This is a genomic window from Marinobacter sp. MBR-105 (assembly GCF_053628895.1).
Genome location: NZ_JBRJHG010000007.1, coordinates 30,205 through 46,076, shown reverse-complemented (window position 1 = coordinate 46,076; position 15,872 = coordinate 30,205). Strand labels below are relative to the sequence as shown.

Here is a 15,872-nt window from a genome sequence, read left to right as displayed (position 1 = left end):
TCCTATAAACGAAAATACTAAGGTCGAGGTCTTAAAAGCGTTTGTATAAACAGCCTTAACATGTCAGGCGAATACTCGGCGTCAGCCGTTGCAATATGGCAGGATATTCCGTCAATATATGCGAAAATAAAATGAGTTATCTGTTCAGGCGTTAGGTGATTACTAATTACGCCCGTGTCTTGTGACTTTTTAAACATCGAGCACGAAACATCATAAAGCTCCTTGCTTGAATTAAGTACAATCTTCTTTATCTCGGGGTTTCTAGACGATTCCGCGAGTATTTCTAAGTACATAATTGTTCCGGTCGTGTCACCGGTGAGGTGCGCTTCTTTCTCCAGAGCTGTTTGAAAGTCGTCGGCGCTTTCTACTCTTTTGAGGGCAGCCATGTCTCTTGAAAAATATCGCTTGGCGATTTCCAAGATCAACTCATTTTTTGAGGAAAAATATTGGTAGAGGCTAGCTTGACTAACGCCAGCCATTCGAGAAATCTCAGCGATTCCAGCCCCGTGAAAGCCTTTCTTAACGAAGCACTGGATGGCACCATTAATGATTCGCTCTATTTTCGCTTCACGAGCAGCATAATTGATTGGACGGCCAATATTCGACATCTTCACACCTTAATTAAGTGAATAATCATTTATATAATATACCGGTAGCATTGTCAACCATAAAGGTCCTTTCAGAGCCCCATTCAAGCCCTATTAGTAAACATCTACACCAACAATCGCGCAAAGAGTCCTTTTCGAGGCTCTTAAGAGAGGGAGAAGTGCTGGCAGGGAGGTTACTGGACTGAGAGCACGTCGTTTCCACCTGATTTGGAAAAACCACGCACTGGGATTCCGGCGACAACTTATCCAGATTAGTAGCGTATGTGCTGCTCATATCTCCAAGAGGCGACCTATTAGAGCGCATGGAATGGGCTCAAAGTTATCCAAATCAGATAGGTATGTGTAGCGATTGGAAAGTCCTCCAGGAGAGTCCCCGACCGCTGTTGGAGAACTCTCGCTCATTGTGATCGTCCAGCCACTACTTTCCGCCCCAGTTGCCGGGGCGCTGTTCCCACTGCTCAATCAGCATCGTTCCCCATCTGCTTTTCGAACGCCTGTCGAATGAGCCCCATTACATAGGCCAGCTCAGATTCCTCACTTAACCCTACTTCTACATCGCCATTTCCCCAACGTCCGAGGTTGGTCACGTCACGAGCCATCCCTTTCGGATCGCTCAACTCGTGAAACGGCATATTCAGAGACAGTCGCAAACGGGTCTTTTGCGGGACCACATCGACAAAGTTCGTCTCGGCTTTGAACGCTATATAGAGCTTGAGAACTTCTTCAGTGACGCTCGGGTCGAGCGCCTGGACTTCCTTTCGGAGCTGCTCAAATAGAGCGCGCATTGGGGTCCCGTTTGCTAGTTGAGGGTGATCCTCAAGATTGTAGGCTTCTGGTTTGACGGCCACGTTGCGGTAGGTATCGAGGATCTCGTCCGGCAATACCGGAGCCGCCCAAACCCGCACCGCTTCCTGGGCCAGCTTGGCGGCCCGATTCTTAATTGAGTCCTCATTCCATGCTTCTACAGCTCCCAGGCCCTCGTTGAGCCGTAGAGGGCTTTGTTTGAATCCGCCCTGCATATCGCGCTTCTCGATGAAAGCTCGGTCGCTGTACTCTGAGTTGTAGCCCGTAAGAGTCAGGTTACCCAGCGTATGCAGCCAGGTTTCATGCACACGCTTCCATTCCGGACCTAGCTCATCCTTCCATCTAGCAGACAGATTCTCATTCTGCGGCATGATGTGTTCAATCGTGTATTCGTCGACCGGAACCCGCTCCTTGCGCTCGAAATTCTCCAGGCGGCGTAACCAGTAACTCCGGCTGCGGAAATTATAGAGATCGCGTACTGCCAGTTCCCTTTTGAACTCTTCGTCATTCGGAAAACGCCGGTATGACTTCAAACCGAGCAGGTGAGCCTTGACGCTCTCCAGGTAACGGTTCTTCTGCAATGATTTGTGAAAGGTCGCAAAGGTCTTGTTCAGCGAGTTTGTGGGGATGGCACAAACGGCACGACGGAACACATAAGCCTCGATCAGCCGAATAGCGCTATGAAAGTCATCTTGGGACAGATTGTCCTGTTGGTAATCATGGTAAAGTTCCAACAGAAACGGATATGCCACATCGACTTTGAGTTCACGCAGATCTTTAAATGCCATTCCGAGCTGTTTATCTGTTTCTTTCCCCAATGCCATCGCACAAAAATACCGAGCGAAAGCATGTATTTCGGCAACCAATGAATCGACACCAGCACTCGCAACTTCGGCGCGACGTGAATGCTGTTTGAAAGCCTCGTACACTTCATCTAACCGTGGAATTTCCCCGGTTTTAACCGTGAGGTAGTGACGCATGAAGCTGTCAAAGTAAACGCCATAGCCTTCTTGCCCGAATTCCACCTCCATCGGACGCCAGTGGTCGCGATAGAGCCGAGTTTGATGCTCCGGCTCCAGTCCCATCAGCACATAGTTCCGGATCAGGTCAGCCTGGCTCAAAGCTTTTCCTGTGGAATTCATGCTCTCAAAAATGAGTTGCGGGTTATCCTGGTCTCGGCTCAGCGCAATATCAACGATGATGAGCTTTGAAAGGCCCCGGCAGAGGGTTTCCAGTTCCCCGTTTAGCCGCTCAATCTGGCTGTTGAAGAACTCGAAGTTTTCTTGGATTCGAAGAGAACCGTCATCAGGTAACGGCTTCTGCGTGACCAACGCCAGCAGGCTCTCTTTGTCCGTCTGGGTCAATAGCAGTTTGTAAGCTCGCTCACCGTCTTCCAACGGGTTAAGCAGGTAGTAATTGCGCAGCTTCTTAGCCGAAAACCCCTCCAGAGTCTCTGTGTTCCCAAGGTGTCGAGATAGCGCCTCAAGAATCAGCATGGTGGTAGTCAGTCGCTGTTGCCCATCAATGACCAGCAATGGTGATTGACTGGACACCTGATAAAGCCCCTTCTCGATGTAGACCACCGAGCCAATGAAATGTGCTGATATACCATCGTTGGTGCCGGCTCGCATAATGTCGTCCCACAGTTGGCGACATTGCTGTTCAGACCAGGAATACGTTCTCTGGTAAATCGGAATGACAAATTGTGGCGACTTCTTCAGGAAGTCGAGCAACTTGGCTTCTGTAGCTTTCATAACGGACGTTATCCCTTTTTTGTTCTGTTACTGTGATTCAACGCTGGTTTTGACCTGGTTATACACAGCCCGCATCAGGTACTGAGAAGCGATATTGCGGAAGGATTCGTCGTTCATCAAGCGTATGAAGATGTCTTCGTTGCCGTCCATTCGCTCTACAAACAAATTCTCAAGCTGCTTGTTAAATACCGGTTCGAAATTCTCCAGGCTGTTGGCCATGACGGCCTGCCGTAGCTGTTCGTTGGCAACAGCGGTTCCCTTCACCTGATCGAAGAACAGCTGATCCGCCGGGGTAAATTCAGTACCAAATCGCTCGTTGAGCTTGTCGACCAGCGTCGATAACTGCACCTCTTCCTCTCCCTGGCCGGTGCCGACCTCGATCGGGCCTTAAGTTGTCCTTATCGCTTGAAAGCGTACTTACGCTCTCGCTCTTCGAATGCAAGTTGCCCCCCCTCTAGAACCTCGCAAATATGCTCTCTAATGCCGAATTTCTTAAGCAATGAAGGCGCATCTGGTTCGAAAAACGTGCACTCCATGGCGCCGGAAACATATTCGAATCTAAATTGCTCGTTTTCCATATCATGCTGCTGGCCAGCCTGATTCGCGACGATAACACATTCGGAATCCGTGGATACAACCATATTAGCGTTGTGAGTGACCATGATGATTTGTCTTTTCTCTTTCCTTTCCCTAATAAAGTCGCGGAGTTCATTATAAACTGTTCGGTTATCTAAATTATCTTCAGGCTGATCTATAAGTATAGGGTGAGAGGAATTGCTCAAGTGTAGTATGAGATGGAGAAGCACCAGTCCTCGCTTACCGGGCGACATGCTGATAATGTCGTCATTTTTATAAAGCAAGTTAAAAGATATGTAAAAGCAATCCTGAAGTAGATTTCTAAGGATTAGTTCCTCGTTCGCACTCTTTCGAACTTTATGGGCGATCTGGGAGAAATCTCGAACCTTCTCGCTCAGGGTGAATATAGAGTCTAAATGCGTGTCTTTTGAGTAAATATAATTGTTTTCACTATCAATCGAGTCGCCTAGAATACTTGCAAGGCTTCCTCTGGCATCAAAACAGTTTATGAAAGAATCGAAACTATTGTGATCGAATTCTAGGCTAGCTTGAAGCGTTATATTTTCATTGTCTATCTTCGCAGCACCATTGAAAAGCGCCTCTATTTCACCATATGTGTCAAACAACTGCTCATACAGGGCTTTAAGCTGATCAGAAGCTGCTTTTCCTTGTTCGAGAGTGCTTTTGACCTTCTTGCCTGCTTCTTGAATAGCTCTAAGCTTAGCTTCTTCCCGTTTTTGCGCCTCTAGAAGTCCTTTCAATTCGTTTTGGCTTTTTACTTTAGACGAGAATTTTTCAAGACTTTCCGTGGTATTTATAATTCTTTCATCTAGCGAGCCTATCAAGCTATTAGCGCGGCGAATGTTCTTTCCCGCTTCTATTGGCAGGTCATCAATAATTTTCTGAATCTTAGCCAGTGTTATCTGAACAAGGCGGCTTCCAGTGTGAAACCGTTTTTTTTCTGACTCTTCAGAATTCGTCATAAGAGCTACGTTTCTAAACGAGTCTTCCATCTCTCTTACTAATTCATTTTTTAGCTCAGTGTGTATTTCAATATATCTTAAAAGAGACGAACGCCTTTTTTCACTAACTGACAATCTGTCGCTAAGCTTTTTATAAATCTTGCTTTCTTCAGGAGTAAAACCTGATGATTTTTTTATTTTTTCTATTTTTTCTTTTATTTTTTCTCTTTCATTATTTACCGAATTCTCAGCTCCTATTTTTTCCTTTTCGCTCTTTTCTTTTGCATACTTGTGTCTGAGGGATACAAGTTTTGTAACCTGTGTACTGATGCTCTCATTCAACGAATCACATTTTTTAAAAAGCTCTTCAGCATCTAGCTTTATTTCCCTGTCTTGATATAGAATTTCGAGTACAAGCTCATTGAGTTGATCTCGACCACTTTCCTCGGCTAATTTATTTATATATAGCTGAGGTATATAGGTTATTGGTCGTTGGTCGTTTGTTTCTCTAAAGCTTTGTTTAGTGTTGTCGTTCCAAGTGATTTCAAAGTCGAAATTTGATTCATTTTCAAATTCTGGATAAGTACTTGCCTTTGCTAGATCACACTTCTTTACGGTTTCCTCTTTGTTTGCCGTCCTTGAAATATGATAGAGTAAAAGCGATTTCCCTGAGGATTTGCCACCAATAATCGAATTTAAATCCGAATTTAATTCTATTTTATATTCAGGAAAAATATTTTTCCCACTGGAATCTTTGAATCGAACAGAGTCTATAACTTCATAGCTTACCTTATCGCCAGGGCAGGTATCTTGAATAGCAACCCGTGACCTCGGCTCAAATACTACCTGCTTGAGGCCCTCAAAAGTAAGATCAGCCTTTATCCAAGTGTTATTTTCTTCGTCAGGCTCAAAAAGTGTGTCGTATGCATGTGCATCAGAACCCCATATACAAGCTTTAGGTAAGCCAAATTCTTTTCTGAAAGAGGTAGGATTATCGTGATAATCTCCGAGCAAGAAGCTTCTCGTACGCTTGTTAGATGAGAATATCAGTTGGCTCTGTTGAATAAGTGTCTTCCGAGTACCGTGACCGGCCGAGTTCCAACTTACTCTGCTGAGGTCTTCGTCACACGGCAAAGCTAACAAGTAGTTTTTTTTGAATCTTCCATCTTCGGTGAGCAGTTCTGCTATTTCGCTTGTATTGACCGAGGCATTGCAGATCCCTACCGCAAGGGCAGATTGGCCTCTAAACTCGGGGTGTTCTTCAATTAGTCTTTCACCATATTCTATCAAGTTTTCTTTGGTTAAGGCTCTTCTCTCTGCTTTAAGCCCTGTTTCAGCGTGAGTTTCAAACTGTATTCTAGATAAAAACTCTCTTTGGATTAATGTGGGAGACAATTCATTGGAAAGGATAACGTGGAAGTTGGTCCGCCTATTCCATTTTAAGTCGACCTCTTTGCCTACTACGAGTTTGTCCAAGCGAAACTCGAGATTTGGGAAAATAGCAATATTCTTAATTTTCCTGATTTCATCCTCATCAAATAGCTCAGATAGTTTATCATCGTTGAGAATATAGTCTTCGACTACTTTTTTATAGCCGTCAAGAAGGCAATAGTCGGTCAGGCCAATGGCACTTACATTATGATCTATTGCTGACCGAAAGAGTTTTCTGACGTAATTGTCAAAGTCGTCGCCGAACTGGTTGTTCAGAATTGAAAATGGGGTATGGACATGGAGGTCCCACTTTCTCCAAATTGATCCTTTTGAGCAGTTTTTCACATATCCCTCGCAGTCAACCGTAAGAATTGCTTTTTATTGTCAAACTATCGTATACACAGGTCGGTGCGAATACAAAAAAATCTAGGTCTTTCGACAAATCTTGTACCCAGAGGATTACGTAGTTCAAGCCAAATACTGTTTGTAATCATCCACTAAAATAGATGCATAAAGCCCGTCGGAAAGGGACGGGCCTGAACGATTTTTTGTTTAGGATTCTGGAGGCCGAAGGCCATCGAAGTGCGCCTCCAAACTGTCCAACTGCTTCAGGTTTGCCCTGACGAGACGGCGCATGTGAGTGAGGTTTGCATTCATGATACGCACTATCTCAAACCCGGCTTCGGTCTCCTCAATGATGGGCCTTTCCCAGTCGTGAGCGCGGTTAAATGCGGGTTTTGAGTACCGGTGTTTCAGGGCACGGCGGATGTGTTCACTGAAAACCGCATGTCCCTTACCGTTTTTCACTCTTACGAAGGTGTTGTAGTACCAGTGCATTTCCAAGCTGCCGTGCAGCATTCTCACCCGGCAGCCGTGATGGCCAGGATAGCCTCTCGTTTCTTTGGTTCGATGAGCCTCATTATGCGCCCAGAAATGGTCCGACAGTCGCTGAGCGAGATAGCGAAGGCGCGCTCGCTCCATATCCAGGCTTTTGGAAAGTGATTGTAGATACTGTCTGCATTGACCAAGTGCCATTCGGCGCCCCTGATGATGGTCAAACTCCCCGGCGCGCGCCACCTCATGCCACTTATCGGTGATTTCCTGAATGGTTTTGGGTTTGCTCATTAGCATTCTCCTGTTGGTTGATGTTCAAGAGAAATGCTACTGGCCGCAGAGACAAACCCACGGGTCTGTAATTTGCCAATTTGGGCAAAAGTAGCCGTTTACCCCAGATTATCTGGAATTTTTATCGATCTGGCGGCGTGCTTTAAGCTTCCGGTTGAGAAATGCTTCCAGCTTGTCAGCATTCAGGTATGTGATGCCGCAGATCGCCAGGATAACGGCGACAAAGCCGAGGAAAGCAATGAGTGTGACGAACATATCGATCATGTGAGTTCTCCTGTTTTCGTTCTTTGATTGCAAATTGCAGCCTATGCTGCACCTGACTGCTTTTGTTCCTTTGCGACAGAGGCAATCAGATGGCGCGAACAACCCAGGATGTCCTGGATTTCGTTATAGCTATGGCCAGTGCGCAGTAAACTGGCGATGTGTTGCCGCCTCTTCAGATCAGGTTGACGCCCCTGATACTTACCCTCGCTGCGAGCCTTGTTGATCCCTTGATTCTGTCGGCGACGTCTGTCCTCATAGTCTTTCCGGGCTACCGCTGCCAACATGTCGAGCATCATGCTGTTGACCGCCTGCAAGATAGATTCGGTAAAGCCGGTGTCGTCTTTCTTGTCCAGAGCCAGCCAACTCGTTGGTAACTCGGGCGAGACAATCGCCAACCGCTTGGCTGCCAGCTTCTGTTTGAGCGTATCCCAGTCCTGCTGTTTAAGGCGGGCAAGCCGGTCTATCTGCTCTACCAGTACAATGTCACCTTCACCAGATTCGGCAATCAGTCGCATCAGTTCGGGACGATGCAATGTGGCACCGGAGACGTTCTCGGTATAAAAGGCAGCAATGCGCTGACCGTGTTGCTCGGCAAACTGGATTAGCGATGCTTTGGCCCGCTCGGCATTTTGTTCCTGGGTCGATGCTCTCAAATAGGCGCGTATAAACATTCATGCCTCCTCAGTCTGTTATAAGTGGTTCCGTTTGGCCGGTCTGTTTTAAATGGTTACTTGTCATGGTAAGCGGCCTGAGCAGTTGGTTCCCCTGATGTGTACCCATCAGGAACCACCTCAAGAGTCGAAAAACTCCCCGAACGGATCATCCTCTCGGAGGATCGGATTGACTCTGAAGTCATCGAACAGATCGCCTGCGCCTTCTTGACTCCCGGTGCCAGAGGTTGTCGTGCTGCTTGGACCGTTTTCTTCCCTACCACCACCTCGACTAAACGACGCCATCTTTTTCTCGAATTCAGGAAACGTCATTTGCCCATCGGGTCCCTTAGTAAAAACTGTCTTGTAAGCATCGACTGCGGCCATTGCGAAGCGAATGAGCAGTAGGATCACCCAGAGCACCAACAATAGATACCATGCGTAGAGCGATGCATCGGTACCCCTTAAGGCGAGCTCCACAACGCCGATCCCGGCGAGTCCCACTGCTACTATTTTTGTTACCTTCACCATGGTTTCAGTCCCCGATAGTTCTTTACTTCGAAGCTATCAGAACCTGAGAAAATGCAAGTTTCGACCGGCGTCAGGCCGCTCTGGCTCGCCCGGCGAGCCATGGCACTTTCAACTTGCTGTAGGCATCATTTGTCATCGACCTCAAATCTCCCGCATCAAGGTGTGGAACCAGCCACGCACTGCCTTGGTATCGAACTCTCGGGTAATTGGATGGCTGGAATACGCCATGAGGGAGGTCGTCCTCATCGCCCAGCCACTGCCTGAGCCGGATATCGATACTCCAGCCCTGTTCGAGCTCGATCCAACAATGGGGAGCAGTGACCATTAGGCTCAGTCGGTCCTCTGCGTATCCGATACGGCATTGATGGAAGATGCCTTGCTCGCTCAGGGCATTGCTGATCACAGAGGTCATGCAGTCGCTATCGATTTTGGCGTCTTCAAGCGGCAACAGCGCGAACTCCAGTTCATCATGCCAGTCACTCATGATCTGGCTCCTTGAACATCAGTCGCTGCCCCTGCTCGTACAGCACAGGGTACGGTAGCGGTTCGCCATCCTGGGTGACGGTGCCGGGAGGAAAGTACACCACCATCCAGGATGGTAAGGCACCACTGATCGTGCGGTAGAACTCGTCCACAGGGAAGCTGAGTTGCTCATCTGACTGCCGGAAAACAAGGCGGGAATAATTCTCTGGATGATTGGCCGCAATGTTGTAGCTTTCAGGCTCAGCGCCTTCCACGTAGGCCGGAGACTTCCAGCGATTCGGCGTTTTGATGTTGTAAGCAACCACACATTGACCAGCACCGCATCCATGCTCAGTGCTTTCAATCGACCAGAGCATCAGTGGATGGCCGTCAATCTCAGGCGTTTCCACGTTACTGAGTTTGGTGGCACTCAACGCCATATCATTGGCAGCTACCCGGATGGCCTGGTCAACCAGATTTACATACTGCTCATAGGCCTGAGCCTCTGAAGTGGCCATCGACGCAGGCATCCATCCCATCAGGCTTGGTCTCGCCGATGGATTGTCCGGTGTCATCAGGATGTCGGTAGCGTTGAACAAAAACGTTTGGTTACCCGATAGATGTCGAAGCGGTGCACCGAATGAGGTCGCCAGGCTGGCGAGATCCAGTAATGGCACCAACATGCCTTTATTGTAGGAGCGGGTACCATCCTCAGAATCCCGCAAGTCCATATCGTAGATGCCACCGGCTCTCGCCAGGTTTAAGGCCCGAGACTCTTCCGGATTGTAAGCTCGTGGGGTAGCCGCGCAGCCAGCCAGGGCAGCGGCCAATATTGCCGTAGTTAAGGGTGCTAATCTTTTCATTATGTCCTCCTGCTTTCATTAAATATTCTCATGAGGTTGAGAATATGCAAGAGGAAAAATAAAAATAATCTTTATAAATCAATAGTTTGTACTGATAGAACAAAGTTCCTTTCGCTCAAACATATAACGACAGACACACTGCCGTTACGTTGAAGCTCATGTGTTGTAAAACACTATAAAATGGTAGATGGTAACGGCGAGGAACGTACCAAATTACATAGTAGATACAAGTGCATAAATCGGGGCAAGAATGAATAAAGCGTTTAAAGACAATAAGGTCAGCACAACATTAAAAGACCTAATAGGTGACACTAGGCTGGCTCGCTTATTCTACGGTGATCCTCGGCCATGCGCTGTACAGCTTTGGATTCTTCAAGTTCATTCCACAGAAACGACTAAAAACCGGATTATCTATGGTCGTGTAGTACCATACTCACATTCTAATAATTCTTGGTCTTTCAGCAATAATGACAAATTTACGAATCTTGAACATTGCAGAGCGAAAATAACCCGGCTTAATCTGTACATCGGTAGCAATTTATTAAGTGATTTTCTGGAAATGCTTTGTGATGGAGTTAATATTTCCACGATAAGCGATACTTTAGGTCTTGAGCGAAAAAATAAGTTTGATGAGAAGTTTGGCACAATATTTTTAGATCCAAAAAAATTAGTTTATAAACCCGTAATATATCTTCTTAACAAGGATGCGTTCGAACTTCACTCGACTACTAGCCCCCATGGAGCAGCGGGTGCCATTAGCGCATCGATCACTCAAGTAGATAAATCATCTCTCTTCCAGGACAACCATAATTATCGTTCCGACCTTACAAAGTTTATCGTCGAACATCTAAATTTTGACACTGGATTGAACTTTGAAGATAACGATAAAGTGCGATTTGGTGATATTGAGTTTCTCGTTTTTCCGACTTTAGATGAAAAAGAGAAAAATTTACTTGAAGTTGTTTGGGGCGATGAAAGACGGAAATTAAGCGTTAAATTCGACGCCAAGAATCTTCCTAACTACCCTGATTTTCTATTCAACATTAAGATCTATAACAGCGGTCAAATTATATACTCAAGGATTGCAAATGCGAAACAGTACGACAACCGCATATATATGCGCGAGTTTGATATTGATAGAACAGTTAGATCCATCGCTGACTCTACTGAACTAGAAATCTATGGTTTTAATGTCGAAGATAGCGAAGAAAATATATTATGTTGCAGGTGGCGCACTGGATATATTCGAGAAATAAATTTTCAAGCTAATGTGGTCGGTGGTAATTCAAGCTCTGTTAAATTTGATTGGTTAGAGAACACGGTCAAAGAAAAGCAATCTAGCCGCGTGAAAGCAGTATTAACTAAAAACACAGGAAACCATGGGTTTGCTAGCCAAGTGGGCGGCCGGGAGGCTGACCCTTGGGTTGCTGTAAACCGCGAGCTAAGCCCTATTTTTAATAAACTGCACCCAAAAAAATCGGATGCAAGGTTTTTCGAACGTTATGGACCAAGCGATGGTGAAGGCCGTTTACAATTTGTCGAATGGTTCAAAGCTCTCTTTTCAAAATATAACGACAGCCAAATAATAATTTTCGATCCCTATTTTGATTCGGCTGGATTATCGTTGCTTTCTTTATATGCTGCGCCTAAGTGTAGCTACATAGTATTTACCTCACTACCAAAACAAAAAGGTGACGAGGAAAACCCTACTAATCGTAATAGAGTAGACGATCTAGTTACTGCTTGTGAAAACAATAAACGAACCCTTTCAAAAATAAACCTCAGAATCATTGGCTTAAAAGACGGAAAGCTCCACGACCGATATATCCTGATTATAGGAAGCGATGGCTTACCAATAGTTGGCTTTAATTTATCAAATTCCTTGCAGAAAGTGGCAGAGAACTATCCCTTACTTATTACGCCGATACCATCTGATACTTTGTTAGAGGTTGAAAAATATAAAAGTGGCCTTTTGAAGGACTTAGAGGCAAAAACATCTGATTCTGAAGAAAACAACCCTGGATTAAGCAAACTATATGTTTCTTCCGAAGCTCCAGGGAAAAATGTAAGATACGAGCCACTAAAAATACTGAATAATGAATTAGCAGGCGACATCCTATCAATATGGGCTAACGAGCCTTCATTAACAGGATTATACGGTGCACCACTGAAAGACAAGTTGATATCTCTTGAGCTATTAGAAGGGGACTCACTTAACTTGATCGATCCTCAGGGGTTCTTAGCCTGGGTAAAGAAAAAGGTCAGCTCTGAAGATTTCATGGATCAATGGGAAGTGGTTGGTGAATTTTTGGCAAACTCTAGAGCTGGTGATACAGATTTTCAAGAAATATTAAGTGAAACCTCGTTCTTACAGAATCTCATGGGGTACCTTACTAAATCGATACAGCGCACCCATAAAGATCTGGATACTGATATAACTGTCTTAGAACCTCACCTATTTCAAAGACCAATTGAAAAGCTGCTGTGTAGCTCTTACCAGCTTCATCATATGTGCCATATGACTAAATATACAGCACTTACTTGGTCAGAATATTTTGCAATAAAACTGCTTTGGTCATATGACCCAAAATCATTGTTAGAACTGGTTGCTGAAGAATCGCCTAAAATTCCGAAAGAGCCGGATCATGCTGACATAATTAGGCTGTCATTGTTAAGCCAAATTGTTAGCGAGATCTCCCTATCCATAGAGCTGCTACCAAACTATTCCCGCACATGCACTTTATTGAATAGTTGTAACGGTTTAATTCGATGGATGGGCTTATATGCTCTAGAGCAGATGATTGATCAAACTAAGGACGTCACATCAGAGCTGGGCTTGCTTTCAAGATTTGACCGCACGGAAAAGGTAAGATATTTAGGTTGGTTGGTGAACAGATCGGCAAATGATGAAAGAAAACGTGATCAATACGAGAAATTATTAGTCGCACTCAAAAGCGAACTACCAGAACAGCTATCTGGAAGTGATTTGAGGCACGTAATCGATTCGATGAGAGGCCATATGCGCCAATTACCATGGACAGAACCGTGGTTGTTTCGGGATCTAGTTTTACCTCTACTTCAAAGTGAGCAAGCTGATACGGATGATGCTTGCAAAATCTGGATCGAGGAAATCGTTTCATTGATAGGCCCAGCTGAAAGCAGGAATTCAAGACTGTTCCAACTTTCACGGGAAGGGCAGATGACAAATACTTGTGCATTTATCGTCGCTCATAGTACGCCTGAGCAACAAAGACAAGTAATTGAATTGATCAGACCCATTTTAAATAAGCAGAAAAGAGTTTTACAACAACCTCTGGCAAGTACGTCTAACTGGTCTTGTTGGAACGATGCTTTGGTAGTCTCAATGTGGATATTGGCATTCACTAGGTGGTGTCAATACTATTTAACCGAAATGAAGCAAGCTAATGTAGAATTAGATAACTTGTCAGGAGAAGCAAGCGCCCTTGCAATGTTAAGGCCTATGGAAGAATGGGAGTCAGAGGGGACAGGAAAAGACAGAGACCTGGCCTCATTCCTATCCCAAGCTGAAGATCTTCTTTCGCAGTCGGAGTAACTCTGCTGTCATAGGGGCGAACAACTTGGCAGTCGGTCATACCATTCAATTAAGAGTGGATATTGACAGATGCAGAATAATCGAACAGGAGATACTTTATGTTCCCAGTTTCCCACTTTTCCCAGGTCCTTAATGGGGAATCAGCATTCGGATCTACAGAAACTTGCAAATATTTAGACTTTTTTCGCAAATTTCAGCACTCCGAGAGTGCTCCGAAAAACTTACAAGGTACTGTTTTTAAAAGAAAACAAATATTCTGCATCGGAAAATAATTCAGGACGGAGCCCTCAGCCCGCTCTGGCTCTCGAGTGTTCCCTTACGAAAACAAACAGTTTATCTGTAAAACAACGTTAAAAGCTCGGGTAAACTCCACTACTGTCTCATCGTGCCGCTGCCTGTGCAGCGGACCAAGTCATTCGTGGTAAAGGAGATAACCCGTGCGCAAGTTGGCCTCTCTGTTAGCTGCCACGCTGGTGTTTGCCGGCGTTTCTGTGCCCGCCCTGGGCTCAGACAAACTCTACATCTACACCGAGAACTTTCCTCCGTACAACATGAGTTCCACCGGCCGTGCCTTCGAGCATAACGGCGATGGCATTGATGGACTGTGCACCGAGATGGTGAAAGCGGTGCTGCAGGCGTCCGGGCTGGACTATGTCATCAAGCTCCGGAACTGGGATTACGGCTACAACCGGGCCCTGAACAAAAAGAACCACGGGATCTTCTGCACCACCTATACCGAAAGCCGGGCACCGCAGTTCAAGTGGGTAGGGCCATTGGCGAACAACCTGTGGACCATCTTTGCCCCGGCCGGCACCAACCTGCAGATCGACGATCTGGAAGATACCCGGGGTTTGCTGTATGCCGGCTATCGCGGTGACGTCATGACCGAATACCTGCTGGAGCGCGGCTATAAGGTCTCGGAGATGGAAAGCGACGATCTGAACCCGAAGCGCCTGGAACTGGGACAGGTTGACCTCTGGATTGCGGACCAGCTGGCCGGGCCCTATTTTGCCTCCCAGCAGGATGTGGAAGGGCTGGTTCCGGTGTATTCGTTCAACAAGACCGAACTGTACCTGGCCATGAACATGGAAACGCCGGACGAGGTGATCCAGAAACTGAATCAGGGCCTGGAAACCATCAAGAACAACGGAATCTACGAGGCTATTGAGACCAAGTACGGCCTCTGATCAGAGCTTTGTTCCATTGCAAAAGGGGAAGCCACTGGCTTCCCCTTTTTCGTTATTGGGCCATCGCTTAACCGGTGCGGCGCAGATCCGGTGAACGAACCGGGCGCAGGGCCTCGGTATGGCTGCGATTGCCCAGAAAGTCGGGCCGCGGTTTGTTGCCGCAGAATGGCTGTTCCAGACGGTTTTCCACACTGTTGTAGACGAAGAACAGATTGCTGCGGGGCCAGGGTGACATATTGGCATTGGAGGCATGCAACGTGTTGCACTCGAATATGATCAGAGAGCCCGCTGGCCCGGTAGGCGCCTGGATGCCGTACTGATCGGCCATCTTCTGCAGGTCCTGCTCGTTGGGGACCCCCAGCTCCTGCTTTTTCAGTGAGGACTGGTAGTTGTCCTCGGGCGTGCGGCCGACACAGGGCACAAACGTTTTGTGGGAGCCGGGAATCAGCATCAATGGGCCGTTGAATGGTGTGTTGTCGGTGAGGGCGATGGAAAAGCTGACGGCCCGCATGCGCGGCATACCGTCCTCGGCGTGCCAGGTCTCGAAATCCGAATGCCAGTCAAAGCCCTTGCCGTGGAAACCGGGTTTGAAATTGATGCGTGACTGGTGGATGTAGGCATCACTGCCCAGTAGCTGGTGCACCATATCCAGCAGGCGGGACTCCCGGGTCAGTCGGTCGAAGCGATCAGACAGTTCGTGGATCCCGAAAATAGAGCGGATTTCCTGCTTGCCCGGCTCAGTAATAGTGCCTTCGGAACGCAGGATGCTGTCGTCATTCTCATAGGCTCGCAGGTCGTCCCGGAAACGTTTGACCGTTTCCTGATCCAGAAAGTTGTTAAATACCAGAAAGCCGTCCCGTTCATACCGGGCCAGTTCAGTTTCGCTCAGCGGCCCATTGTGGCGGTCGGTTCCCTGGCTGTGGATAACCGGGTCCTTGCGCTCGAAACTCTCTGCCGGGCGCTCGAGGCGGGTGGGATAAAAGTCGTCAGTACGATTGTCCATTTTCGAACCTCCTTCTTTTATACGCGAGAATGGTGATGTCTCTAAAAGTCGTTAAACCTCAGTGCATTGTGAGAAAAG

General features: G+C 46.7%; 13 protein-coding genes. 2 read left to right on the top strand and 11 right to left on the bottom strand.

Features of this window, described 5'->3' with window-relative positions; translation table 11 throughout:
- Positions 1-17: 17 nt before the first annotated feature.
- The 10 genes from ACSSVV_RS09785 to ACSSVV_RS09740 form a co-directional block, all read right to left on the bottom strand.
- Positions 18-608: a TetR/AcrR family transcriptional regulator gene (locus ACSSVV_RS09785; protein WP_104417159.1), complete on the bottom strand. Its 591-nt coding sequence runs from the start codon at positions 606-608 to the stop codon at positions 18-20.
- 458 nt (positions 609-1,066) lie between these two features.
- Positions 1,067-3,166, bottom strand: coding sequence for a GmrSD restriction endonuclease domain-containing protein (locus ACSSVV_RS09780; protein WP_104417160.1), 2,100 nt, complete (start codon positions 3,164-3,166; stop codon positions 1,067-1,069).
- 27 nt (positions 3,167-3,193) lie between these two features.
- Positions 3,194-3,514, bottom strand: coding sequence for a helicase (locus ACSSVV_RS09775; RefSeq protein WP_104417161.1), 321 nt, complete (start codon positions 3,512-3,514; stop codon positions 3,194-3,196).
- 50 nt (positions 3,515-3,564) lie between these two features.
- The gene (locus ACSSVV_RS09770) at positions 3,565-6,480 is read right to left on the bottom strand and encodes a TrlF family AAA-like ATPase (protein ID WP_104417162.1); all 2,916 of its coding nucleotides are present in this window, start codon (positions 6,478-6,480) and stop codon (positions 3,565-3,567) included.
- A gap of 207 nt (positions 6,481-6,687) precedes the next feature.
- Positions 6,688-7,260 (bottom strand): conjugative transfer protein MobI(A/C), encoded by a 573-nt coding sequence (gene mobI, locus ACSSVV_RS09765; protein WP_104417163.1) that lies wholly within the window; start codon positions 7,258-7,260, stop codon positions 6,688-6,690.
- Positions 7,261-7,368: 108 nt separating this feature from the next.
- Positions 7,369-7,524 (bottom strand): hypothetical protein, encoded by a 156-nt coding sequence (locus tag ACSSVV_RS09760; protein WP_165794771.1) that lies wholly within the window; start codon positions 7,522-7,524, stop codon positions 7,369-7,371.
- 41 nt (positions 7,525-7,565) lie between these two features.
- Positions 7,566-8,195 carry a recombinase family protein gene (locus ACSSVV_RS09755; protein ID WP_104417164.1) on the bottom strand — a complete coding sequence of 210 codons (630 nt, stop codon included), beginning with the start codon at positions 8,193-8,195 and terminating at the stop codon, positions 7,566-7,568.
- 120 nt (positions 8,196-8,315) lie between these two features.
- Positions 8,316-8,705: a hypothetical protein gene (locus tag ACSSVV_RS09750; protein WP_106761122.1), complete on the bottom strand. Its 390-nt coding sequence runs from the start codon at positions 8,703-8,705 to the stop codon at positions 8,316-8,318.
- Positions 8,706-8,775: 70 nt separating this feature from the next.
- Complete coding sequence (locus ACSSVV_RS09745) at positions 8,776-9,189, bottom strand: hypothetical protein (RefSeq protein ID WP_173920289.1); 414 nt, start codon at positions 9,187-9,189, stop codon at positions 8,776-8,778.
- Entirely contained in the window at positions 9,182-10,030 is an 849-nt protein-coding gene (locus ACSSVV_RS09740) for a hypothetical protein (protein ID WP_106761124.1), read from the bottom strand. Before ACSSVV_RS09740 ends, ACSSVV_RS09745 begins: the two co-directional genes overlap by 8 nt.
- Positions 10,031-10,280: 250 nt before the next feature.
- Between ACSSVV_RS09740 and ACSSVV_RS09735 the strand changes: the two genes are divergently transcribed.
- Positions 10,281-13,604 (top strand): VPA1262 family protein, encoded by a 3,324-nt coding sequence (locus ACSSVV_RS09735; protein WP_133166197.1) that lies wholly within the window; start codon positions 10,281-10,283, stop codon positions 13,602-13,604.
- 437 nt (positions 13,605-14,041) lie between these two features.
- On the top strand, positions 14,042-14,791 hold the full coding sequence (locus ACSSVV_RS09730; protein WP_014423150.1) for a substrate-binding periplasmic protein: 750 nt from the start codon (positions 14,042-14,044) through the stop codon (positions 14,789-14,791).
- Between the two features lie 67 nt (positions 14,792-14,858).
- On the opposite strand, the gene thpD is transcribed toward ACSSVV_RS09730, so the two are convergent.
- Complete coding sequence (gene thpD, locus ACSSVV_RS09725; protein WP_011787293.1) at positions 14,859-15,794, bottom strand: ectoine hydroxylase; 936 nt, start codon at positions 15,792-15,794, stop codon at positions 14,859-14,861.
- Positions 15,795-15,872 lie beyond the last annotated feature (78 nt).

Excerpts from the sequence above, each read along its gene's own strand:
- ACSSVV_RS09785 (WP_104417159.1), bottom strand. The coding sequence starts at position 608 with ATGTCGAATATTGGCCGTCCAATCAATTATGCTGCTCGTGAAGCGAAA.
- mobI (WP_104417163.1), bottom strand. The coding sequence starts at position 7,260 with ATGAGCAAACCCAAAACCATTCAGGAAATCACCGATAAGTGGCATGAG.
- ACSSVV_RS09735 (WP_133166197.1), top strand. The coding sequence starts at position 10,281 with ATGAATAAAGCGTTTAAAGACAATAAGGTCAGCACAACATTAAAAGAC.
- ACSSVV_RS09760 (WP_165794771.1), bottom strand. The coding sequence starts at position 7,524 with ATGATCGATATGTTCGTCACACTCATTGCTTTCCTCGGCTTTGTCGCC.
- ACSSVV_RS09750 (WP_106761122.1), bottom strand. The coding sequence starts at position 8,705 with ATGGTGAAGGTAACAAAAATAGTAGCAGTGGGACTCGCCGGGATCGGC.
- ACSSVV_RS09780 (WP_104417160.1), bottom strand. The coding sequence starts at position 3,166 with ATGAAAGCTACAGAAGCCAAGTTGCTCGACTTCCTGAAGAAGTCGCCA.
- ACSSVV_RS09745 (WP_173920289.1), bottom strand. The coding sequence starts at position 9,189 with ATGAGTGACTGGCATGATGAACTGGAGTTCGCGCTGTTGCCGCTTGAA.
- ACSSVV_RS09740 (WP_106761124.1), bottom strand. The coding sequence starts at position 10,030 with ATGAAAAGATTAGCACCCTTAACTACGGCAATATTGGCCGCTGCCCTG.
- thpD (WP_011787293.1), bottom strand. The coding sequence starts at position 15,794 with ATGGACAATCGTACTGACGACTTTTATCCCACCCGCCTCGAGCGCCCG.
- ACSSVV_RS09755 (WP_104417164.1), bottom strand. The coding sequence starts at position 8,195 with ATGTTTATACGCGCCTATTTGAGAGCATCGACCCAGGAACAAAATGCC.